Below are 21,964 nucleotides of genomic sequence, written 5' to 3' on the forward strand. Positions count from 1 at the left end.
CGGCCTCACGGAGGTCGGCGGGACGGCATCGGGCACTGCGCGGTCGTCAGCCGACGGCCTCGGCGAGCTCGGACTGGAACGTCGCGACGTCCGAGGCCCCGGTGGTGAACTTGCTGGTCGCGTCGGAGATCCCGTTGAGCGTCGCGATCGGCGCTGCGGCACCGTGCGCCAGCGAGGAGACGATCGTGTCCTGGCCGAAGGACTCGATCGCGGTCTGCTGGTACTCGCTGAAGTCCTCGGGGTTCGCGTCCGTGCGGGCCGGGATGGAGCCCTTGGCCTTGTTGAACGCGGTCTGGCCCTCGGCGGAGCCGACGGTCTCGAGCCACGCCTTCGCGCCGTCAGGGTGCGGGGCGCCGACCGGGAGGGTGAAGGAGTCGGCGAGGAAGTTGAAGACGCCATCGGTTCCCGGCACCGGGAAGTAGATGAAGTCGGTCCCGGCTTCCTTGCCGGCCTCGTCGAAGGCCGCGACAGCCCAGTCGCCCATCACGTTGAAGGCGGCCTGACCGTCGATGACCTGCTGGGTGGCATCCGGCCAGTCGAGGCCGTCACGGTCGGTGTTCGTGTACGAGAGCAGCTTCTCGAAGTCCTCGAGCGCACCGAGCACCTCGCCGCCGGCCCAGTCGGTCGTCCCGTCCCACAGACCGGAGTAGGCCTCGGCGCCGAGGTCCGCGAGCAGCACGTTCTCGAGCAGGTGGACCTGGGTCCACGTCGTTGCGATCGACAGCGGGGTCTTGCCCGTGGCCTGGACCGCGTCGAGGGCCACGAACCAGTCGTCGAGGCTCGCGTACTGCGCTGCGGGGTCGAGCCCCGCCTCCTCGAGCACCGCCGGGTTGGCCCACACCATGTTCGACCGGTGGATGTTCGACGGCACCGAGTAGATCTTGCCGTCGACCGTCAGGCGGTCGACAAGGTCGGCCGGGAACGCGTCCCGCAGGTCGAACTCGTCGTAGAGGGCGGAGACGTCCTCGAGCTGGCCGGCGGTGATGTAGTCGGTGAGCTCCGCGCCGGCGTGCGCCTGGAAGGTGTCCGGCGGGTCGTTGGCCTGCAGGCGGGACTGGAGCAGGTCCTTGGCGGCCGAACCGGCACCGCCGGCGACCGCGCCGTTGATGAAGGTCACGTCGGGGTGCTGCTCCTCGAACACGCCGACCATCGCGTCCAGGCCGAGCTTCTCCGAGCCGCTGGCCCACCAGGTGAAGACCTCGACCTCCTCCGCGGCCGTCCCGTCACCCGTGTCACCGGTGTCGTCGGACTCGCCGCCCGAGTCGCAGGCCGTCAGGGCGAGGCTTGCCAAGGCCAGCCCTGTCGCCGCTGCGATGAACCTCCGGTTTGTTCGCATCGTGTCTCCTCTGCCTTCGTCGCCATACGGATGGGGTCAGGTGAGGGCCCGGCCCGGGACACTGAGGTGATCGCCCTGCGGGTTGCTGCAGCGCATCATCGCGGGCAGCAGGGCCGAACGACGCAGATCGCTCTGCCGTCCTAAGGCCGATCCAACGACTGGCGGCTTTTGGTGTCAAGAAGTGTACGCAAGCGTGCCCCAATCGTGATCTTCGCGCGCCACGGGCCGCCACCGGCGACCCACCGGGGGCCCGGGGCGTCTGAGCAGTGCTCGGCGACCGCGCGGTCGTTCGTCACGGGAGAATCGATGTCTTCACTTAGTGAAGCCAGGAGTGGCGGTGCCGAGTCGCCCAGGTCGCCCTGTGTATCCTTCCCGCTGTGGGCAATGACCGGGTGACTCCCGGCTCTCAAACTTCACTCCGTGAAGCCAACCGGGCCAGGATCGTGAGTGCGGTCCAGCGGCGCGGCTCCCTGACGCAGGTCGAGCTGGCCGGGGTGACCGGGCTGTCACCTGCCACCGTGTCGAACATCGTCAAGGAGCTCACGGCAAGCGGTCTCCTGCACACCGCGCCCACCTCGCGCAGCGGCCGTCGGGCGCAGCAGGTCACCCTCGCGCGCAACCTCGGCCTGGTCGCAGGAGTGCACTTCGGCACCCGGTCCCTGCGGGTCGCGCTCGCCGACGTGACGCACCGGATCGTCGCCGAGCAGCGCATGCCGCTGCCCCCGGACCACCGGGCCGACTCCGGCCTGGAGAGCGCGGCCCTGCTCATCAGCGAGATGGTCGAGTCGGTCGACGCGAGCATGCAGGAGGTGCTGGCCGTCGGCGTCGGTGTGCCGGCTCCGGTCGACGTGCGCACCGGTCTCGTCTCCACCGTCGGGATGCTCCGCGGCTGGGACGGCGTCTCGGTGCCGGACGAGCTCGAGCGCCGGCTCGGCGTCCCGGCCTACATCGACAACGACGCGAACCTCGGTGCGCTGGCGGAGGTTCGGCTCGGTGCTGCGCGCGGGCGCCGGAACGTCGTCTACGTGCGGGTCTCGCACGGCGTCGGCGGTGGCCTGGTGATCGACGGCGACGTGTTCCACGGCCGGTCCGGCATGGCGGGTGAGATCGGGCACGTCACGATCGACGACAACGGTCCGATCTGCCGGTGCGGCAACCGCGGCTGCCTCGAGACCTTCGTCGGTGCGCCGGTCCTGCTGGCGATGCTCCAGTCCAGCCATGGCAGCCTGACCCTGCGCGACGTGATCACCCGCGCCCAGGAGGGTGATCCGGGCTGCCGCCGGGTCATCTTCGACGCCGGCAAGCACCTCGGCGTCGCCACGGCGAGCGTGTGCAACCTCTTCGACCCCGAGCTGGTGGTCGTCGGCGGGCAGCTCGCCGAGGCCGGGGCGATCCTGCTCGACCCGCTGCGCGCCGTGCTGGCCCAGCGCACCCTGCCGAGCGCGGCAGGCGACATCGAGGTGCTGCCCTCCGAGCTCGGCGCGACAGCCGAGGTCCGCGGCGCACTCGTCGTCGCCCTGGACCGGGCCAGCATCGCAGGCTCCGTGGTGGCCGCCGGATGAGGCTCATCGAGGCCACGCGTGGCCTGGTCGTCCTGGCTGCGCTCGCGGCGCTCCTCGCCGCCTGCACCGCACCGGCCGACCCGTCGCCCGACGACCTCGGGGTCCGGTCGATCGCGCTCCTGCTGCCCGAGTCCAAGACCGCGCGCTACGAGAGCATCGACCGCCCGACCTTCGAGGACGTGGTGGCCGAGCGCTGCCCGGAGTGCACGGTGCTCTATGCCAACGCCGACCAGGACGCGGCCCTGCAGCAGCAGCAGGCCGAGTCGGTCCTGACCCAGGGCGTCGGTGTCCTCGTGCTCGACGCCGTCGATGCTGCGGCCGCGCAGAGCATCGTGACGGCCGCGGAGGCCCGCGGCGTCGCGGTGATCGCCTACGACCGGTTCATCTCCGACGTGCCGCTCGACTACTTCGTGGCCTACGACAGCGCACGGGTGGGGATGCTGCAGGGCCAGGCGCTCGTGCGGGCGATCGGCGGCGACATCCGACCGGGCGACGGCGTGCTCGCGGTGCACGGCTCGCCGACCGACCCGAACGTGGCCGGGCTCAAGCGCGGGCTCGCGCAGGCGCTCGAGGGGTCCGGTCTCGAGGTGCTCGCCGAGTACGACACCCCGGACTGGAGCCCGGACAAGGCGCAGGAGTGGGTCCAGGGCCAGCTCACGCAGTTCTCCGAGCGGGTGATCGGCGTCTACGCCGCGAACGACGGCACGGCAGGCGGCGCGATCTCGGCCATGCGGGCCGCCGGCATGGACCCGGTGCCGCCGGTCACCGGCCAGGACGCCGAGCTCGCGGCCATCCAGCGGATCGTCGCCGGTGACCAGGACATGACCGTCTACAAGGCGATCAGCCAGCAGGCCAGGACGGCTGCCGAGCTGGCCGTGCGGGTGCTGCGGGGCGAGAGCCCGGTGGCGACCGCGCGGGTGGACGGGATCCCGTCGCTGCTGCTCGAACCGGTCGCGGTGACCCGCGACCAGGTGCAGAACGTCATCGTCCGGGGTGGGGTCTACACGGTCGAGGAGATCTGTGTGGAGCCCTATGTGCCGGCATGTCGCGACCTCGGGCTGCTCGAGGCGGAGGAGGAGTGATGGACGTGGTGGAACCGGCTGAACCGGCGGGGCCGGTGCTGTCCCTGCGCGGGATCTCGTACAGCTTCGGGGCGGTCCGGGCGCTCGTCGACGTCGCCCTCGACGTGCACGCGCGGGAGGTCGTGGCCGTCGTCGGTGACAACGGCGCGGGCAAGTCGACGCTCGTCGGCGTGATGTCCGGCGTGCTGCGGCCCGACGCCGGCGAGGTGAGCGTCGGCGGCCGTCAGGTCGAGCTGAGCTCACCGGCCGTGGCCCGGCACCTGGGGATCGCCACCGTCTTCCAGGACCTCGCGCTGTGCGAGGACATCGACGTCGTGGGCAACCTCTTCCTCGGTCAGGAGCTGCGCCACGGGCCGGCCCTCGACGAGGTCGCGATGGAGCGCGAGGCGTGGCGCCTGCTCGACCAGCTGGCCGCGCGGATCCCCTCCGTGCGCGCGCCCGTCGCCAGCCTGTCGGGCGGCCAGCGCCAGGTCGTCGCGATCGCCAGGGCGCTGCTCGGTGAGCCACGCGTCCTGGTGCTCGACGAGCCGACCGCCGCGCTCGGCGTCACCCAGACGGCCGAGGTGCTCAACCTCGTCGAGCGGGTCCGCGACCGCGGCTACGGCGTCGTCCTGATCAGCCACAACATGACCGACGTGCAAGCCGTCGCCGACCGCGTCGTGGTGCTGCGGCGGGGCCGGCTCAACGGGGACTTCGACGCCAACCAGGCCAGCTACGAGGACATCATCGCCGCGATCACCGGGGTCGGCCCCGCCGTCCCGCGCCGCGACCGGGCGCACGGGGAGATCTCATGAGCAGGTCGTGGTCCGCGCCGACGGGCGAGCGGGCGCACCGCACAGCAGGCCACGAGCTGTCCTGGCGGCACGGGGGTGCGCCCTGGCGTCCGCGGCCGGGTCGTGACCTCGGGTCGATGCCGGTCCTGGTCGCGCTGGGCGTTCTCGCGCTCGTCTTCCAGGCGTTCAACAGCAACTTCCTGTCGAGCGACAACCTGGTGAACCTGACGCTGCAGTCGGCGACCATCGGAGTCATCACGCTGGGCGTCGTCCTCATCCTGCTCGTCGGCCAGATCGACCTGTCGGTCGGTGCGGTGAGCGGGCTCGCCGCGGCCGTCGTCGCCGTGGGTTTCATGCAGCGGGGCTGGCCGCTCGTGGTGGCGGTCGTGGCTGCCGTCGCCCTCGGTGCCGGGGTCGGTGCGATCTACGGCTGGTTGTTCACCCGGCTCGGCGTCCCGAGCTTCGTCATCACCCTGGCCGGCCTGCTCGTGTGCGTCGGCATCCAAGTACGGGTCCTGGGGTCGACCGGGTCGGTCAACCTGCCCTACGAGTCGTGGCTCGTGCGGTTCTGCCAGCAGACCTTCCTGCATCCGGTCACGTCCTACGTCGTGGTCGTGGTCGTCGTCGTCGGCTATGCGGCCTCGCGACTGCTCGAGCGGCACCGGCGGCTCGTTGCCGAGCTGCCGGCGGCGACCCTCACCACCGTCGCGGTCCGGACCGGCCTGCTCGGCATCGTGGTCCTCGTGCCGACCTGGTACCTCAACCTCAACCGGGGCATCGGCGCCATGTTCGCCCTGTTCGTCGGGCTGGTCGCCGTGGCCGACCTGCTGCTCCGACGCACCCGATGGGGCCGTTCGGTGCGGGCGATCGGCAGCAACGTGGACTCGGCGCGGCGCGCCGGCTTCGCCGTGCGCCGCGTGTACGTCTCGTGCTTCATGGCGTCGGCCGGGCTCGCGGCGCTCGGCGGCGTGCTCTCGGCCGGCCGGCTCGCCGCAGCCAACCAGGGGACCGGTGGTTCGGACACCAACCTGACGGCGATCGCCGCGGCGGTCATCGGTGGGACGAGCCTGTTCGGCGGCCGCGGCAGCGCGTGGTCGGCCGTGCTCGGCGTCTTCGTCATCCAGTCGATCTCGAGCGGTCTGACCCTGCTCAACGTCGACGGCTCGATCCGCTACATCGTCACCGGCGTGGTCCTCGCGCTCGCGGTCACGCTCGACGCGCTGTCGCGTCGCTCGCGGCCGGCGCCGACGCGCTGACCGACCCGGACCGGCCGGCGCCGCGGACTGCTCGGTGCCGCGGACTGCTCGGTGACCCGGACTGCTCGGTGCCCCGGACTGCTCAGCGGAAGACGATCGTGCGGTGCCCGTCGAGGAGCACGCGGTGCTCGGCGTGCCACCGCACCGCTCGCGCGAGCGCACGCCGCTCGACGTCCTGACCCAGGGCCATCAGGTCCTCGACCCGGCGTGAGTGGTCCACCCGCTCGACGTCCTGCTCGATGATCGGGCCCTCGTCGAGGTCGCCGGTCACGTAGTGCGCGGTCGCGCCGATCAGCTTGACCCCGCGCTCGTGGGCCTGGGCATAGGGACGCGCGCCCTTGAAGCTCGGCAGGAACGAGTGGTGGATGTTGATGATCCGGCCGTTCAGGGCGCGGCACAGGTCGTCGGACAGGATCTGCATGTAGCGCGCGAGCACGACGAGCTCGACGTCGAGCTCCTCGACCAGCTCGAGCAGGCGGGCCTCGGCCGCGGCCTTGGTGTCGCGGGTCACCGGCACGTGGTGGAAGCCGATCCCGTAGAACTCGGCGAGGCCCTTGAGGTCGACGTGGTTGCCGACCACGCCGACGATGTCCACCGGCAGGCCTTCGGAGCGCTGCCGGAACAGCAGGTCGTTGAGGCAGTGCGCAGCCGTCGAGACCATGACGAGGGTCCGCATCGGCCGGCCGACGACGTCGAGCTGCCAGGTCATCGAGAACGTGGCGGCGAGCAGCTCGAAGGCCGAGGTGAGCTCGGTGCGGGACGTGCGGGACTCGACCTGCACCCGCATGAAGAACAGGCCGCTGAGCGGGTCGCCGAACTGCTGGGACTCGGTGATGTTGCCGCCGTGCTCGGCGAGCAGACCGGCGACGGCGTGCACGATGCCTGGACGATCCGGGCACGACAGGCTCAGCACCCAGTGGGTCGGCACGGCGGGGGCGATCGGCGCATCGGTCACGAGGCCCGAGGCTACCCGGCTCACGCCCGGTCCCGTGAGCGGCACGGTCGCGTCGATGCAGGATGGCGGTTCGGCCCGACGACCGTCTTGCGGGCGGAGTGTCCGGCCCGCCGATCCCGGGCGTCTGAGACGATGGCTGCATGAGCACGCCAGAGGTGAGGATCGACATCGTCCGGGACGAGGCGGCCGGTGAGCTGCTGACCGTGCGCCGTGCTGCCTTCGTCAGCGAGGCGCAGATCTACGACGACCCGAACATCCCACCGCTGACCCAGACTCTCGAGGAGCTGCGGGCCGACCTCGCCGATCCCGACGTCGTGACGCTCGGCGCGTGGATCGGGCACCGCCTCGTCGGGTCGATCCGGGTCGGCCTCGAGGGCCCCAAGGCCACCCTCGGTCGGCTCGCGGTGGCTCCCGACCTGCAGGGCAAGGGGATCGGCACCCAGCTCCTGCTCGCGGTCCCGGCGCACCTTCGCGCCGACACCTCCGAGGTGTGGGTCTTCACCGGCCAGGACTCGCTGCAGAACCTCGCGATGTACACCAAGCACGGGTACGAGCACCAGTACGACCAGGCGGCGGGCGACCTCACCTACGCGTACCTGCGCAAGATCCTCGGTGACGACGCCGACGACGCCGATGACGCCGACGACACGGACGACGACGAGCCGGACGAGACCGCGGACGCTGCCACCGAGGCAGAGCCCGTCTGACGACGCGCTAGTCTGAGCCGGTCGCGACTGGCGAAGGGTGGGTCACCACCGGGGAGCGACGCAGCAGCAGACTTCGGGTCGTACGCCTGGGCCCCCGGTCACCACACCGAGTGTGCGTGCCCGGACAGACCCGGGGCCACCACCACACTGCTGATGCGCAAGGAGAGCCATGACCTCCGAGAACGTCCTCGACCTGCCGCTGTCGCAGCTCGACCCCGAGATCCAGGCCGTCCTGGACGGTGAGCTCGCCCGCCAGCGGGGCACCCTCGAGATGATCGCGAGCGAGAACTTCGTCCCGCGCGCCGTCCTGCAGGCCCAGGGCTCGGTCCTGACCAACAAGTACGCCGAGGGCTACCCGGGCAAGCGGTACTACGGCGGCTGCGAGCAGGTCGACATCGCCGAGAGACTGGCGATCTCGCGCGCCAAGGCCCTCTTCGGCGCCGAGCACGCCAACGTCCAGCCGCACTCCGGCGCCACGGCCAATGCTGCAGTCCTGCACGCGCTGATCAACGCGGGCGACCGGATCCTCGGCCTCGAGCTGGCTCACGGCGGGCACCTGACCCACGGCATGAAGATCAACTTCTCCGGCAAGCTGTATGCGGTCTCGGCCTACGGAGTCGACCCCGACACGTTCCTGATCGACATGGACAAGGTCCGCGAGGCGGCGCTGGAGCACCGGCCCGACGTCATCATCGGCGGTTGGTCCGCGTACCCGAGGCAGCTCGACTTCGCGGCCTTCCGCTCGATCGCCGACGAGATCGGCGCCAAGCTCTGGGTCGACATGGCGCACTTCGCCGGCCTGGTCGCAGCCGGCCTGCACCCGAGCCCCGTCCCGTACGCCGACGTCGTCTCCTCGACCGTGCACAAGACCATCGGCGGCCCGCGCTCGGGCTTCATCCTGAGCCGCGAGGAGTTCGCCCGCTCGATCGACTCGGCGGTGTTCCCCGGCCAGCAGGGTGGCCCGCTGATGCACGTCATCGCGGCCAAGGCGGTCTCCTTCAAGATCGCCGGCACCGACGGGTTCCGGGACCGCCAGCAGCGCACGCTCGACGGTGCACGGATCCTCGCCGACCGCCTCTCGCAGCCTGACGTCGCAGCGGCCGGCGTCTCGGTCCTGACCGGCGGCACCGACGTGCACCTGGTGCTCGTCGACCTGCGGCACTCCGACCTGGACGGTCAGCAGGCCGAGGACCTCCTGCACACGGCCGGGATCACCGTCAACCGCAACGCGGTGCCCTTCGACCCGCGGCCGCCGCGCGTGACCTCCGGCCTGCGGATCGGCACGCCCGCGCTGGCCACCCGGGGCTTCGGCGACGCCGAGTTCACCGAGGTCGCCGACATCATCGCGACGGCCCTGGTCGCCGGCCAGGGCACCGATGTCGAGGCACTGCGCGCCCGGGTGCAGAAGCTGACCGAGGCGTTCCCGCTCTACCCGGGTCTGCAGCAGTGACCGCACGGGTTCTCGACGGCGCGGCGGCAGCGGCGGCGGTCAAGGCGGAGCTCGCCGTGCGGGTCGCGGCGCTCCGGGCGGCGGGGGCCGTGCCCGGCCTCGGCACGATCCTGGTCGGCGACGACCCCGGCTCGCTCGCGTACGTCGGCGGCAAGCACCGCGACTGCGCCGAGGTCGGCATCGCCTCGATCCGGGTGGACCTGCCGGTGACGGCCTCCCAGGCCGACGTCGAAGCGGCGGTCGACCGGCTCAACGCGGACCCGGCCTGCACCGGATACATCGTCCAGCTGCCGCTGCCGAAGGGCATCGACACCAACGCGGTCCTCGAACGCATGGACCCGGCCAAGGACGCCGACGGGTTGCACCCGACGAACCTCGGTCGCCTGGTGCTCCGGGTCAACGAGCCGATCGACTCGCCGTTGCCGTGCACGCCGCGCGGGATCCTCGAGCTGCTCGGACGGCACGGGATCACCGTGGCGGGCAAGCACGTGGTCGTCGTCGGGCGCGGGACGACGGTGGGCCGCAGCATCGGCCTGCTCCTGACCCGCCGCGAGCACAACGCGACAGTGACGCTCACGCACACCGGGACGAGGGACCTGTCGGCGCACCTGAAGCGGGCGGACGTGATCGTCGCGGCGGCGGGGGTGCCGGGGATCGTCCGGGCGCAGGACGTCGCACCCGGTGCGGTCGTGCTCGACGTCGGCGTGTCCCGGATCGTCGACGACCTGACCGGCAAGGCCCGGTTGATCGGCGACGTCGATCCGGGCGTCCGGGACGTCGCGGGGTGGATCTCGCCCAACCCCGGCGGGGTCGGCCCGATGACCCGCGCGATGCTGCTCGCCAACGTGGTGGACTCCGCCGAGGCCGCCACCCGCTCCTCGACCACCACCGCCTGACCCGCCCCGGCGCACCTCCCGCCCGGTGGAGCGTTCGGTCCGTGAGTGGAGCGTCCGGTCCGTGAGTGGAGCGTCCGGTCCGTGAGTGGAGCGTCCGGCCTGTGAGTGGAGCGTCCGGCCCGTGAGTGGAGCGTTCGGCCCGTGAGTGGAGCGTTCGAGCCTGACACGCTCGGCGCGTCGGCGTCCGAACGCTCCATTCGGGCTGGGCGCTGGCCGGACGGGCTGGGCGTCACGGTGGGAGGAGCCCCGGGTGGACGTGCGCGCGCGATGTCGGACCGATGGGCTTGGATGAGCGCGTGCTGACGATCGCCACTGCCAACGTGAACGGGATCCGGGCCGCCTTCCGGCGGCGGATGGGGGACTGGGTCGAGGCCCGCAAGCCCGACGTCCTGCTGCTGCAGGAGGTCCGGGCCCCGCAGGAGATGCTCGGTGACTTCCTTCCACCCGACCAGTGGGACCTTGCGCACGCCGAGTGCCGGACCAAGGGGCGAGCGGGGGTCGGGATCGCCTCGCGCCTGCCGATGAGCGCGATCAGGATCGGGCTGGACCGGGACGTGGTGAGCAACAGCGGTCGCTGGGTCGAGGCGGACCTGGAGCTGCCGGGCAGCGGCGCACTGACGGTGATCTCCACGTACGTCCACTCCGGCACGGCCGAGACCCCGACGATGGACGAGAAGTACCACTTCCTCGATCTGGTCACCGCGCGCCTGGCCGAGCTCCGGGCGGCGGGCGGGTACGTCGTCCTGACCGGGGACCTCAACATCGCGCACCGGAACATCGACATCAGGAACTGGAAGGGCAACCTCAAGGCCGCAGGCTTCCTGCCGCAGGAGCGCGCCTACCTCGATCGCTGGTTCGACGAGCAGGGCTGGGTCGACCTCGGCCGGCGCCTCGGCGGTGACGGACCAGGCCCCTACACGTGGTGGTCGTGGCGCGGCCAGGCCTTCGACAACGACGCCGGCTGGCGGATCGACTACCAGATCGCCTCGCCGGAGCTCGCCGACCGGGCTCTGAAGGCCGAGGTGGACCGGGCGCCGTCGTACGCGCAGCGGTGGAGCGACCATGCGCCCCTCGTGGTCACCTACGACCTCTGATTCGATTCTCGGGGCTCACGGTCGGTGGGGCTCACGGTCGGTGGGGCTCACTGGCGGCGGTGCTCACGCGCGGTGGGGCTCATGGGCGGGCACCGGCAGGTCGCGCATCCGGACCAGTGGCGACAGCAGCACGGGGAGCGCTGACGCTGCCACGCCGCCGGCCGCGAGCCACAGCGTCGGCGTGACCCCGAGGCGCGTCCCGGACAGTCCGCCGAGCAGGCCGCCGATCGGCAGCGTGCCCCACACGATGAAGCGCACCGAGGCGTTCATCCGGCCCAGCAGGGCCGGTGGGCACAGCCGCTGGCGGAAGCTGACCTGAGCCACGTTGTAGACCACGACCGCGAAGGTGAAGAGCACGCCGCCGGCGATCAGCGGGACCTCCGGGGGGACCCCGAGGGCGGCCAGGGGCAGGGTCAGCGGGGTGAGTGCGAACGCCGGCCCCATCGCAAGCGCCGAGACGACGACGACCCGGCCCTCGCCGAGCAACCGCGCGGCGCGGTCGGCGAGCACAGCGCCGACCAGCCCACCGACGCTCGACGCGGAGAGCACCAGACCGAGCGCCGCAGCGTCGAGGCCGACGATCCGCAGCACGAAGATCACGACGACGGCTGACGAGACGGCGCCGAAGAGGTTGCCGATCGAGGTGCACGCGACGATCCTGCGCAGCAGCGGCTGGCGGACGACGAACCCAAGGCCCTCGGCGATCTCGGTGCGCAGCGGGCGCCGGTCCTCGACGGCGGGCAGCGTCTCGGCGTCGCGGATCCGGCCGACGAACAGGGCGGAGAACAGGTACGTCACCACGGTTCCGCCGATCAGGACCGGTGCCGTGACCACCCTCAGGAGTGCGCCGCCGATCGCCGGTGCCCCGACCATCGCGACCGACTGCGTGGCCTGCAGCTTGGAGTTGCCCTCGACGATGTGCTCGAGGCCGACCAGACCGGGCACGTAGCTCTGGTGGGCGACGTCGAAGAACACCGTCGCTGCGCTCAGGACCAGGCCGGCGGCGTACAGGACCGGCATCGACGCGTGCCCCGCCACGGCCGTGAGCACGACGACTGCGAGGACGGCGGCACGGACCAGATCGGCGACGATGAGCGTCCGGCGCTTGCGCATCCGGTCCACCCACGCGCCGGCCGGTAGACCGATGACCAGGAACGCTGCCGTCTCGGCGGCGTTCAGGGCGCCCATCTGCCACTCGGTGGCGTGCAGGTTCGTGACGGCGTAGACGGGCAGGGCCAGCCCGGTGAGCTGAGCGCCGAACTGACCGAGCGCATCGCCGATCCACAGCTGGCGGAAGTTGCGGTGGAAGGCCAACGACCGGTGCGCCGGGCCGGGGAGCCCAGGGACGGCCTGGCCGGCGGTGGCGTCGCGTTCGGTGGGTTCGCTGGTCACGGTCGGAAGCATGCATTAGTGATTGGGAGTTGTCAATCACTGGCTACAGTGGCTGCCATGGAACAGGCTGAGCAGATGGCGGGCGGGCAGGGTGGTGCGGCACGGCCCCCGGTCACCCCCGGTCCACCGGACGATGCCGCGCGCGACGCCGACGCCCGCGCACTCGCGTCGGTCATCCGCGTGCGGATCCTGCGGCTGTGCCTCGACGAGGCCTTGACGAACAAGGAGATCGCGCATCGGCTCGGCAAGGAGCCCGCGGCGACGTTCCATCACGTCCGGACCCTCGCCGGCCGGGGCTTCCTGGCCGCGCAGTCCGAGCGTCGTGGGGCACGCGGCGCACGCGAGGTGCCGTACCTGGCGACCAGGAAGTCCTGGCGGGCGGCCACCGGGCCCGACCAGAACCGGGTGCTGATCGATGCGTTCCTGGCCGACGTCGACGACGCGGACCCCAGCTCGTTGCGCGCCACCCGCCTCGGCGTCCGGCTGGATGCTGCCGCCTACGCGGAGCTCGAGCGCCGGATGGCCGACATCTTCCAGGAGCTCGCCGACCGCCCGGCCGATCCGGCCGGGACGCCCTACTCGATCTTCCTGGCCATCCACGAGGACGCCGCCCGTCTCCCCACGCCGACCCGCCTGCCCGACCCACAGCCCCACTGAGCTGCTCGGCCGGTGCGGCTGCTCGGCCGGTGCGCCGGTCGGACGGACCCGGGAGGGCGGGCGGGGGTCAGGTGCCGCCGCGCAGCGCCGTGATCGGCTCGATGCCGGCGGCCTTGAGGGCGGGGTACGTGCCGGCGCCCAGGCCGATGACCCCGCCGAGCAGGGCGGCGCCGATCACGACGAGGGTGTCGAGGATCGGCGTCCACTCCTTGGCCAGGGAGACGGCGACCACGACGCCGACGCCGAGCGCCGCGCCAATCAGGCCGCCCAGCAGACCGATCACCACGGACTCGACGAGGAACTGGTTGCCGATGTTCGACCTGGTCGCGCCCAACGCCCGCCGCAGACCGATCTCGCCGATCCGCTCGCGTACCGACAGGAGCGTGACGTTCGCGATCCCGAGCCCACCGACCAGCAGCGCCACCCCGCCGAGCGCGAGGAAGATCGCATTGATGTCGGCCTGCACGTTCTGCCGTACGGCCGAGCCGCTCGGCGGCACCTGGACGTCGATGTTCTCGGGGTTGTTCGGCTCGAGTGCCAGCCCGGCCTGCGCGCCGACGACCGGCCCGGCCCCGACGGCGATCGTGGCGTGGGCCTCCTCGAGCCCGGTGAGACCGAAGTCGGCGCGGGCCGTGCCGACCGGCATGATCACGGCGTCCAGGAGGTCCGTCCGACGCTTGGCGTCGTCGATGATCCCGATCACCGTGTACGAGCGCTCGCCGATGAAGATCGACGGCTGGCTCTCGACCCGGTTGACGCCCAACCGCGTCGCCGCCCGTGCGCCGAGCACCACGACGCGGTCGGCCCGCTCGTCGTGGCCGGAGTCGAAGTAGCGGCCGGTCACCACCTGGCCACGGATGGCCTCGAGCAGGCCCGGGGTCGTGGCGACGACCTTCGGGGTGGCGAGCGTCGGCGCGGACGGGTCGTTGACCGGCACCGCCGTGATCGTCGCCTCGCCGATGTCGACCGAGCTGATGCCGCCGGCCGCCTCCACGCCGGCGATCCGCTCGAGCCGGTCCTCGACGTCCCACGGGATCCGGCCGACGGCGCGTTCGCCGCTCTGGGTTCGACTGGTCGCAGGCTGCACCACGACCTGGGTCGCGGCCACGGCGTCGAACTGGCGCGCGATCTGGCCGGCCGCGGTCTGCGCGAGCCCGACGGTCACCACCAGCGAGCCGATGCCGAGCACGGTGCCGATGATCGTCAGGACGAGCCGGCCGGGTCGGGCACCGATGCCGTGCGCGGCCTCGGCGACCAGGTCACGGATGCCGTACCGGTCGAGCGCGGCGCCGCGGGGGACGACGGACGACCGCCGCCGCCGTGCGCCCGGCAGTCGCAGCGACGCCGGGCGCCACCGTGGCAGCCACCGTGGCAGCCACCTCCTGCCCCGGGAGCGTGTGCGGGCTCCGCTGTCGGCGCCATCGGCGCCATCGACGACAGAGCCGTCCGCCGGGAGCGTGCCCTCGGTGCCCTCGTCGGCCGGACCTGCACCACGTGACCGGTTCAGCACGTTGGGCCAGGCCATCAGGCGACCTCGGTCAGGACGCCGTCGGCGATCCGGACCTGCCGCTGGGCGTGTGCCGAGACTGCGGCGTCGTGCGTGATGACCAGGAGCGTCAGACCGTCGCGGTGCAGCTCGTCGAACAGGTCCATCACGCCGGCCGACGTCGTGGAGTCCAGGTTCCCGGTCGGCTCGTCGGCCAGCAGCACGTGCGGCGACGCGATGACGGCACGGGCGATCGCCACCCGCTGGCGCTCACCCCCGGAGAGCACAGTCGGCATGAAGCTCAGGCGGTGGCTGAGTCCCACCCGTTCCAGCGCCGCGAGCGCCCGCTCCTTGCGCTCGGCCCGTGGGACACCGCTGTAGAGCGTGGCCAGGAGCACGTTGTCCATCACGGTGCGGTGCGGGAGCAGGTGGAACGACTGGAAGACGAAGCCGATCCGCCCGCCGCGCAGGGCCGAGCGGTCCTGCTCCGACGCGGTCCCGGTGGGCACGCCGTCGAGCAGGTAGTCACCCGACGTCGGACGGTCGAGCAGGCCAAGGATGTGCAGCAGCGTGGACTTGCCCGAACCCGACGGCCCGACGACGGACACGTACTCGCCGGTGTCCACCCGCAGGTTCGCCTGGCGCAACGCCTCGACCGGCGGGGTGCCGGGGAACGTGCGGGTCAGCGAGCGCAGCTCGATCACCGGGGACGGCACCGGGGTCGCCGCGGGCTCCTGTCCAGGGCTGTGGACGACGTCGATCAGGGTCATGCGTCGCCCGATTCGTCGGTGGTCGGCTCGGTCGTCGCGTCGTCCGTCGGCTCCTCGGTGTCGGCGTCCGTCTCATCGGTGCCCTGCTCGTCGGCCGCGCCACCGCCCGTGATGCCGATGACGACCCGGTCGCCCTCGGCGAGCTCCCCGTCGACGGCCGTGACCTCGACGAAGCCACCTGCGGCCAGGCCGGGCTCGACGGTGACGAGGGTCGACGCGTCGTCGTCGCCCAGGACCTCGACGCGGGCCTCACCGCCCGGACCGGCCGTCAGGGCTGCGGTCGGGACCGCGAGCACCTCGCCCTCGGTCGAGCTGACCGGGATCGTCATCCGGACGTTCGCGCCCTGCAGCTCGGCGCGCTGCTCCTCGGTCAGGGCATCGGGGACCACGACGACGCGCTTGCGGTCCGAGTCCTCCGACGCGGTGTCACCTGCGGCCGGCACGCCGACCGTCAGGACCGTGCCGGTCACGTCCTCGCCGCCGGGCAGCGTGATCGTCACCGGTGAGCCCTCGGCGATGAGGTCGGCGTCCGTCTGCGACACGTTCCCGGCGATCTGCAGGGTCGCACCCGAGACGCTCATCACGGCCGTGCCGGCGACTGTCGCACCCCGCTTGACGTTCACGGAGTCGACACGGCGCGGGGTGGCGCTGAGGTAGACGACCTCGCTCGAGGGCAGCGGGGTGATGACGTCCTGCTGGGCCTTGGCGAGGTCCTCGCGGGCGTCCGTGAGGGCTCGCTGGGCCGAGGTCAGGGCGGCCTGGGCGGCAGAGGTGTCGGGAGCGGCATTCGCCTCGTCGCGGGCCGCGATCGCCACGTTCATGGCGAACTCGAGTGACCTGACAGCCGAGTCACTGCAGTTCGGCGGATCGGTGCCCTCGGGGACCGGTGCGGCACAGCTGTCCAGGAGCTCGTGGTACGCGATGTATGCCAGGTCGGCGTCCTGCCGTGCTGCCAGCCGCTGCGACTGCAGAGTCCCGCCCTGCGGGTGGTCGACCTCCTGCCGTGCCGTCGTCACCTGCTCCTCGGCGCTGCGGACCATGTCCCGGGCGGCGTCGAGGGCGTCGTCGGCGTCCGCGCCGGCGGTGGGTGGTGCGTACCCGACCCGGTTGTACAGCTCGACGACCGCAGCGGCCGTCGCGGCGTCGTAGTCGTCGGACTCCGGGTCGCCCGCGTCGATGCCCAGGGCACCGAGCGCCGCCTTGAGCTGGAGCACGTCCGGCCCCGAGACCCCGACCCGCAGCGTCCGGTAGACCGGCAGCTCACCGGCCAGCAGGATGACCGGCCGGCCGGTCACCTCGAGCATCACGGCGCCGGCGTCGAGCGTTGCGCCCACCTCGGGGACCTGGCCCGTGACGATGGCGGCCCCGCCGAGGTCGCCGGTCTCGAGGGTGACGTTCACCGGGTCCTCGTAGATCGCGTCGCCGCGCAGCACGACGTCGTTGGCGAGCAGCCGCCGCTCGACCGGGACGGTGATCTGACCGGCCTCCGGCGGGGCCGCGTTCGCGGCGGCGTCGGCCGGCGAGATGATCAGGCGGCTCAGGCCGAGGCCGGCGCCGAGGCTGACCACCGCGGTGATCGCCATGATCCAGATCGTGCGGGTCGAGCCCGTCATCGTCGTCATCGTGCAAGGCCTCTCATGGCGTCGGCTCGGGGTGTTCTGGTGGTTCCCACCGGGTGGACCGGGCAGGCAGGTGGGCCGCTGGAGCGACCGTAGCGATCGTACGAACCAGGTAGATCACCCCACGGGATGACGCGCACGTCACGACGTCGCGACCGGGGGTGGACAACCATCTGCCTGACAGGTTGCGTCCCGCGCCCGGCCGGTGTGACGGCCAGGCGCGGGACGGCGCGCCGGCGGCTCAGCCCTTGGCGCCCGAGTCGGCCTGCGTGGACGCGAGCCAGGCGTCCAGCTCGTCCTTGTGCTGGTCGACGAAGTCCTGCTGGTACTCGATGTTGATGTCCTGCTGCGCCTTGGTGAGGTCGACCTCGTCCCGGCACGTGTAGTCGGCCACCGCCGTCTCGATCTCCTCGTCGGTGATGGCAGCGAGATCGTCCTGGATGCCCGCCTCGATCGCGGCGTAGTCCTCCTCGGTCCACTCCCCGTTCGGGTCCATGTCCGCGTAGGCGTCCTCGTAGATCGCGTTCGTCTTGTCGTAGATCAGGTTCTGGGCGTCCGCGGGCTCGGCCAGCCCCGCGTAGCCGGCGTCGGCCATGCAGGTGGCCCACTCGGCGTTGAGCTCGGTGATGCGCGGGTCGACCATGGCGGCCTCCCACATCGCGTTCATGTCCTCCTGGAGGGCGGCGAACTCGTCGTCGCCCCCGCCCATGCCCATGTCCCCGTAGACCTCGTTGGAGGCGCTGCCCTGGCAGCCGGCGTCCTCCCAGTTGTACTCGTACTCGGCCTCGGGGTCCGTCTCGTCGAAGTTCTGCACCCCGTACAGGGCTTCCCAGTAGGCCTGCTGCTCGGTCTCGGACATCGTCTCGACGTACTCCTGGTTGGGGTCGACGAACTCCTGCCCCTCCTCCTCCGGCAGCGGCTGCTCCTCACCCCCCGGGTTGGTCGTCGCGCCGTAGCCGTACTGCTCGGCGAACTCCAGGGTGTCCCACGGGATGTCCTCCGCATCCGCAGAGAGGGCCATGCCGCTGCTCTTGGACGAGTAGTCGACCGGGGTGTACTGGAAGCCGAGGTCGGCCATGCACTCGGCGGTGAGCTCCTCGACACGGATCATGTCCGCGTTGCCCTGCTCCTCGTCGTAGTCGCCGTACATCTGCTCGAAGTACTCGTCGAGCGGGCCGAGCTCCGGCTCCGCGGCGGACGCCGCGCCGTCGTCCTTCTCGCCGCCCGAACCGCAGCCGGCGAGGGTCAGGGCCAGGGCCGCGCAGGCTGCGGCCGCGACTGATGTCCGGGACGTGGAGATCTTCATCGATGTGCCTCTCGGGAAGGACGTGTGGCCGGTCTCGAAGCGAACGTACTGGCGGGCGGTCGTCGTGCAGATCGTCCTGCGGGATGACCTCTCGTACGGCCATGGTCGGATCTGCCCGGGCGGTGCGCAGACGACCCCAGCACTCATGACGTCCGGCGGCGACAAAACGTTGTGCCCCCGGAGCGCCATCGGCCCGGACGGGTCACTGGATGGTCGCTGTGACTGCACATGAGCAGCCAAGGGCCCACCGTAGCGCGCACCTGGAACCGCTCTCAGGGCATTTGAGTCACGGTTCCGTCACAGGTCGGCGGAGCCCGGCCCGGGCGAGGTCACGCGGTGCGGCCGGCAGCCTCCGCCGGGGTGGCGACGACGAACGCCGGCGCGGCGAGGCCGGCGTCGGCGAAGGCCGCGGCGACCGCTGCGGCGACCCGCCCGGTGTCGCCGGACCGGACCAGCGCGACCGCCGAGCCGCCGAACCCGCCGCCGACCATCCGGCCGCCGAGCGCGCCGGCGGCGAGGCACGAGTCGACGGCCAGGTCGAGCTCGCGGCAGCTGACCTCGTAGTCGTCGCGCAGCGAGACGTGCGCCGCCGTCAGGACCGGGCCGACCTGTTCGACCTGGTCGGCGTCCAGCAGGCGCACGACCTCCTCGACCCGGGCGATCTCGGTCACGACGTGCCGCACCCTGCGCGCCACGACGTCGGCCTGGTCGGCGAACTCCCCGGCCAGCCGGGCCAGCGCGGCGGGCAGGTCGGCGACGTCGCGCAGCGTGGCCACACCCAGTGCCCGCGCGGCCTGCTCGCACATCGCCCGACGGGCCGCGTACTGACCGTCGACCAGCTGGTGCTCGGCGCGGGTGTCGACGACCAGCAGGGCGAGGCCGTGCGCGGCGAGGTCGAACGGGATGTGGCGGGTCGAGCCGTCACGGACGTCGAGCAGCAGGGCGTGCCCGGCGGTGCAGCGCAGGGACGCGGACTGGTCCATGCCGCCGGTCGGTGCGCCGGCGATCTCGTTCTCCGCCCGGATGCACATGTCCGCGAGCGCTGCCCGGCCGCTGTCGTGGGCTGCCAGACCCAGGTCGTGCACCTCGTCGAGCGCAACCGCGACGGCGCACTCGAGCGCGGCGGAGGAGGAGAGACCGGCCCCGTAGGGGACGCACGAGTCCACCACGGCGTCGAACCCGCCGACCGGGTGGCCCGCCTGGCGCAGCGCCCAGGCGACGCCGGCCGCGTAGGCCGCCCAGCCCGGCACGGTGCCCGGTGCGACGTCGGACAGGCGGACGGTCACGACGCCCGCGGAGGCCTCCTGCGCGGAGGCGAGACGGATGACGTCGTCCTGCCCGTCGGTGGCCCGGCGGCGGCGCAGGGCCACGTACGTGCGGTGCGGCAGGGCGATCGGCAGGCACAGACCGCCGTTGTAGTCGGTGTGCTCACCGATGACGTTGACCCGCCCGGGGGCCGACCACACGCCGTCGGGCGCGGCACCGAACCGCGCCTCGAACGCGTCGCGGACGCGAGCGGCCCCGTCGGCGGGCGCCCACGCCTCGATCCAGGTCGCGGTCACAGCGCGATCGCCTGGAGGCGCGCGGCGATCAGCTCGGGGGTGGTGTCGCTGATCCAGGAGGCCATCCCGGACTCGACCCCCGCGAGGTACTTGAGCTTGCCGGGGGCGCGCAGCACCGAGAAGACCTGCAGGTGCAGGCGGCCGAGCTCCCGGCCCGGCCCGACGACGGCCTGGTGCCAGCCGGCGATGTAGGGCAGCGGGATCGGGCCACCGTCCGCCTCGACGAAGAACCGGTCCAGCCGGCGCAACAGCTGCAGGTAGACGACGGCGAGGTCGTCCCGCTCGGTGTCGGTCAGTCCGGGCAGGTCCAGGACGTCGCGGTTCGGGGCCAGGTGCACCTCGACCGGCCATCGGGCAGCGGCCGGCACGTAGGCGGTCCAGTGCTCGGACTCGAGCACCACGCGGGTCCCGGCGCGCCGCTCGGCGTCGAGCACGTCGCGCAGCAGGTGGCCGCCGGTGCGTTCGCGGTGCTCGGCAGCCTGGCGCAGCATCGCCTGGGTCCGGGGGGTCACGTACGGGAAGGCGTAGATCTGGCCGTGCGGGTGCGGCAGGGTCACGCCGATCTCGCGGCCGCGGTTCTCGAAGCAGAAGACCTGCTCGATGCCGGGCATGGCGGACAGCTCGGTGGTGCGGTCCGCCCATGCCTCGATGATCGTGCGCACCCGCTGGGGGGTCAGGTCGGCGAAGGAGCTCGTGTGATCGGCCGAGAAGCAGACGACCTCGCAGCGGCCGGCTGCCGGGCGGGCCTGCCACAGCGGCTCCCCGTCGACCTGCCAGCCCTCGCCGAGCGTGTCGGTCGGCAGCTGCATGAGCGCGGCGAAGCGGTTCTCGAAGACGGCGACGTCGTAGTCGGTGTCCGGGATCTCGCCGTCGGAGTACTCCGCCCCCGGGCGGGCCGGGCACAGCGGGCAGGAGTCGGCGGCCGGCAGGAACGTGCGGTTCATCCGGTGCGAGGCCATCGGCACCCAGTCCCCGGTCAGCGGGTCGAGCCGCATCTCCGGGCCGGTGACCGGTCGTTCGACGCCGTCCGGCCCGACGACCGGAGCGAACCGGTTCGGCAGCGGGCGGGGGTCGTCCAGCCGGCGGGTCGACGCTCCGGAGGCGTACGGCTCGGAGTCGTCGAAGTAGATCAGGTCACGGCCGTCGGCGAGGGTGGTCGCCGTGCGACGCACGCCGGTGGGCGCTGGACCGGTGGGCGCTGAGCCGGTGGGTGTCACGGTGCTCCTTGTGCGGTGCGGGCGGGTGCTCGGTGGGGTTCGGGGGCCGGGGGCGACGCGTCGACGGAGACCAGGACGAGCCGGCCGACGGCGTCACGCAGGATGGCCACCGCGTCGGCGTCCAGGCCGTCGTCGCAGATCAGGACGTCGACGTCGGAGAGGTCGGCGATCCGGCTCAGGCCGACCTCGCCCCACTTCGACCGGTCCGCCAGGACGACCGTCTGGCGGGCGGACGCGATCAGCGCGCGGTCGGTCTCCGCCTCGAGGAGGTTCGGCGTCGTCAGGCCCGCGTAGGGGTCCAGGCCGTGCACGCCGAGGAAGGCCACGTCGACGTGCAGGGCCTCGAGGCTCCGGATGGCGGCCGGTCCGACGAGTGCGTCGGACGGCGTGCGGGTGCCGCCGGTCAGGATGACGGTCAGCGCGTGGTCGTCCGGGCGGTGCAGCGCCTCGGCGGCGGGCAGCGAGTTCGTCACGACGGTCAGCGGCCGGAGCGTGACGTCGTCGGCGACGAGCTGGGCGAGCAGGTGCGTCGTCGTCCCGGCGGACAGTGCGATCGCCCCGCCCGGGGTGATGTGCTCGACAGCCGCGCGTGCGATGGCCGACTTCTGGGTCGCGGCGAGCTCGCGCTTGGCGCGGAAGCCGGGCTCGTGCGCCGCGTGCCGTGCGTCGACTGCCCCGCCGTGCACGCGATCGACCAGGCCCCGCCGCGCGAGCTCGGAGATGTCCCGCCGGATCGTCATGTCGGAGACGTCGAGCCGGGTGACGAGGTCGGCCACCCGGGCTGCGCCGCGCGCGCGGACCTCGCCCAGGATCAGCTCTTGCCGTTGAGAAGCCAGCACCCGAA

Annotated in this window: 19 protein-coding genes and 1 riboswitch; of the genes, 9 read left to right on the top strand and 10 right to left on the bottom strand. The window is 72.3% G+C overall.

All coding sequences use genetic code 11. From position 1 onward, the window contains the following. Nucleotides 1-46: 46 nt before the first annotated feature. Nucleotides 47-1,336, bottom strand: coding sequence for an ABC transporter substrate-binding protein (locus K415_RS0110925; RefSeq protein ID WP_024287093.1), 1,290 nt, complete (start codon nt 1,334-1,336; stop codon nt 47-49). A gap of 443 nt (nt 1,337-1,779) precedes the next feature. On the opposite strand from K415_RS0110925, the gene K415_RS0110930 reads away from it, so the two are divergent. The 4 genes from K415_RS0110930 to K415_RS0110945 are packed head-to-tail and all read left to right on the top strand — an operon-like array spanning nt 1,780 to nt 6,009. Continuing rightward, entirely contained in the window at nt 1,780-2,898 is a 1,119-nt protein-coding gene (locus K415_RS0110930) for an ROK family transcriptional regulator (protein ID WP_231494871.1), read from the top strand. Beyond that, nucleotides 2,895-3,980, top strand: a complete 1,086-nt coding sequence (locus K415_RS0110935; RefSeq protein ID WP_024287095.1) for a substrate-binding domain-containing protein — start codon at nt 2,895-2,897, stop codon at nt 3,978-3,980. The genes K415_RS0110930 and K415_RS0110935 overlap by 4 nt, the downstream gene beginning before the upstream one ends. Beyond that, a complete protein-coding gene (locus K415_RS0110940; RefSeq protein ID WP_024287096.1) occupies nt 3,980-4,774 on the top strand; it encodes an ATP-binding cassette domain-containing protein in 795 nt (264 codons plus the stop codon). The genes K415_RS0110935 and K415_RS0110940 overlap by 1 nt, the downstream gene beginning before the upstream one ends. Beyond that, nucleotides 4,771-6,009 carry a sugar ABC transporter permease gene (locus K415_RS0110945; RefSeq protein ID WP_024287097.1) on the top strand — a complete coding sequence of 413 codons (1,239 nt, stop codon included), beginning with the start codon at nt 4,771-4,773 and terminating at the stop codon, nt 6,007-6,009. Before K415_RS0110940 ends, K415_RS0110945 begins: the two co-directional genes overlap by 4 nt. 82 nt (nt 6,010-6,091) lie before the next feature. Here K415_RS0110945 and purU read toward each other — a convergent pair whose 3' ends face one another. Further along, entirely contained in the window at nt 6,092-6,964 is an 873-nt protein-coding gene (gene purU, locus K415_RS0110950; protein WP_024287098.1) for a formyltetrahydrofolate deformylase, read from the bottom strand. A gap of 140 nt (nt 6,965-7,104) precedes the next feature. Here purU and K415_RS0110955 point away from each other — a divergent pair, with 140 nt between their 5' ends. The 4 genes from K415_RS0110955 to K415_RS0110970 all read left to right on the top strand — a co-directional run bounded on the left by K415_RS0110955 (nt 7,105) and on the right by K415_RS0110970 (nt 11,111). Then, nucleotides 7,105-7,671, top strand: coding sequence for a GNAT family N-acetyltransferase (locus K415_RS0110955; protein WP_024287099.1), 567 nt, complete (start codon nt 7,105-7,107; stop codon nt 7,669-7,671). 13 nt (nt 7,672-7,684) lie between these two features. Next, a riboswitch (ZMP/ZTP riboswitch) is annotated at nt 7,685-7,770 on the top strand. Between the two features lie 70 nt (nt 7,771-7,840). Next, complete coding sequence (gene glyA, locus K415_RS0110960; RefSeq protein ID WP_024287100.1) at nt 7,841-9,121, top strand: serine hydroxymethyltransferase; 1,281 nt, start codon at nt 7,841-7,843, stop codon at nt 9,119-9,121. Then, nucleotides 9,118-10,017 carry a bifunctional methylenetetrahydrofolate dehydrogenase/methenyltetrahydrofolate cyclohydrolase gene (locus K415_RS0110965; RefSeq protein WP_024287101.1) on the top strand — a complete coding sequence of 300 codons (900 nt, stop codon included), beginning with the start codon at nt 9,118-9,120 and terminating at the stop codon, nt 10,015-10,017. Before glyA ends, K415_RS0110965 begins: the two co-directional genes overlap by 4 nt. Nucleotides 10,018-10,313: 296 nt before the next feature. Continuing rightward, a complete protein-coding gene (locus tag K415_RS0110970; protein WP_024287102.1) occupies nt 10,314-11,111 on the top strand; it encodes an exodeoxyribonuclease III in 798 nt (265 codons plus the stop codon). A 63-nt stretch (nt 11,112-11,174) separates the two neighbouring features. Here the strand turns inward: K415_RS0110970 and K415_RS0110975 are convergent, their stop codons facing one another. Further along, nucleotides 11,175-12,503: an MFS transporter gene (locus K415_RS0110975; protein WP_231494872.1), complete on the bottom strand. Its 1,329-nt coding sequence runs from the start codon at nt 12,501-12,503 to the stop codon at nt 11,175-11,177. Between the two features lie 57 nt (nt 12,504-12,560). Between K415_RS0110975 and K415_RS0110980 the strand changes: the two genes are divergently transcribed. After that, complete coding sequence (locus K415_RS0110980) at nt 12,561-13,160, top strand: transcriptional regulator (RefSeq protein ID WP_024287104.1); 600 nt, start codon at nt 12,561-12,563, stop codon at nt 13,158-13,160. A gap of 67 nt (nt 13,161-13,227) precedes the next feature. On the opposite strand, the gene K415_RS0110985 is transcribed toward K415_RS0110980, so the two are convergent. From K415_RS0110985 to K415_RS0111020, 7 genes are all read right to left on the bottom strand, one after another. Next, the gene (locus K415_RS0110985; protein WP_024287105.1) at nt 13,228-14,685 is read right to left on the bottom strand and encodes an ABC transporter permease; all 1,458 of its coding nucleotides are present in this window, start codon (nt 14,683-14,685) and stop codon (nt 13,228-13,230) included. Then, a complete protein-coding gene (locus tag K415_RS0110990; RefSeq protein WP_024287106.1) occupies nt 14,685-15,416 on the bottom strand; it encodes an ABC transporter ATP-binding protein in 732 nt (243 codons plus the stop codon). The genes K415_RS0110985 and K415_RS0110990 overlap by 1 nt, the downstream gene beginning before the upstream one ends. Beyond that, nucleotides 15,413-17,029, bottom strand: coding sequence for an efflux RND transporter periplasmic adaptor subunit (locus tag K415_RS0110995; RefSeq protein ID WP_231494873.1), 1,617 nt, complete (start codon nt 17,027-17,029; stop codon nt 15,413-15,415). Before K415_RS0110995 ends, K415_RS0110990 begins: the two co-directional genes overlap by 4 nt. Before the next feature lie 247 nt (nt 17,030-17,276). Then, entirely contained in the window at nt 17,277-18,341 is a 1,065-nt protein-coding gene (locus tag K415_RS0111000) for a hypothetical protein (RefSeq protein ID WP_024287108.1), read from the bottom strand. A gap of 329 nt (nt 18,342-18,670) precedes the next feature. After that, nucleotides 18,671-19,903 carry a galactokinase gene (gene galK, locus K415_RS0111010; protein ID WP_024287110.1) on the bottom strand — a complete coding sequence of 411 codons (1,233 nt, stop codon included), beginning with the start codon at nt 19,901-19,903 and terminating at the stop codon, nt 18,671-18,673. Then, complete coding sequence (galT, locus tag K415_RS0111015; RefSeq protein ID WP_024287111.1) at nt 19,900-21,120, bottom strand: galactose-1-phosphate uridylyltransferase; 1,221 nt, start codon at nt 21,118-21,120, stop codon at nt 19,900-19,902. Before galT ends, galK begins: the two co-directional genes overlap by 4 nt. Further along, nucleotides 21,117-21,959, bottom strand: coding sequence for a DeoR/GlpR family DNA-binding transcription regulator (locus tag K415_RS0111020; protein ID WP_024287112.1), 843 nt, complete (start codon nt 21,957-21,959; stop codon nt 21,117-21,119). Before K415_RS0111020 ends, galT begins: the two co-directional genes overlap by 4 nt. Nucleotides 21,960-21,964 lie beyond the last annotated feature (5 nt).

This window comes from Cellulomonas sp. KRMCY2, assembly GCF_000526515.1.
Taxonomy (GTDB): domain Bacteria; phylum Actinomycetota; class Actinomycetes; order Actinomycetales; family Cellulomonadaceae; genus Actinotalea.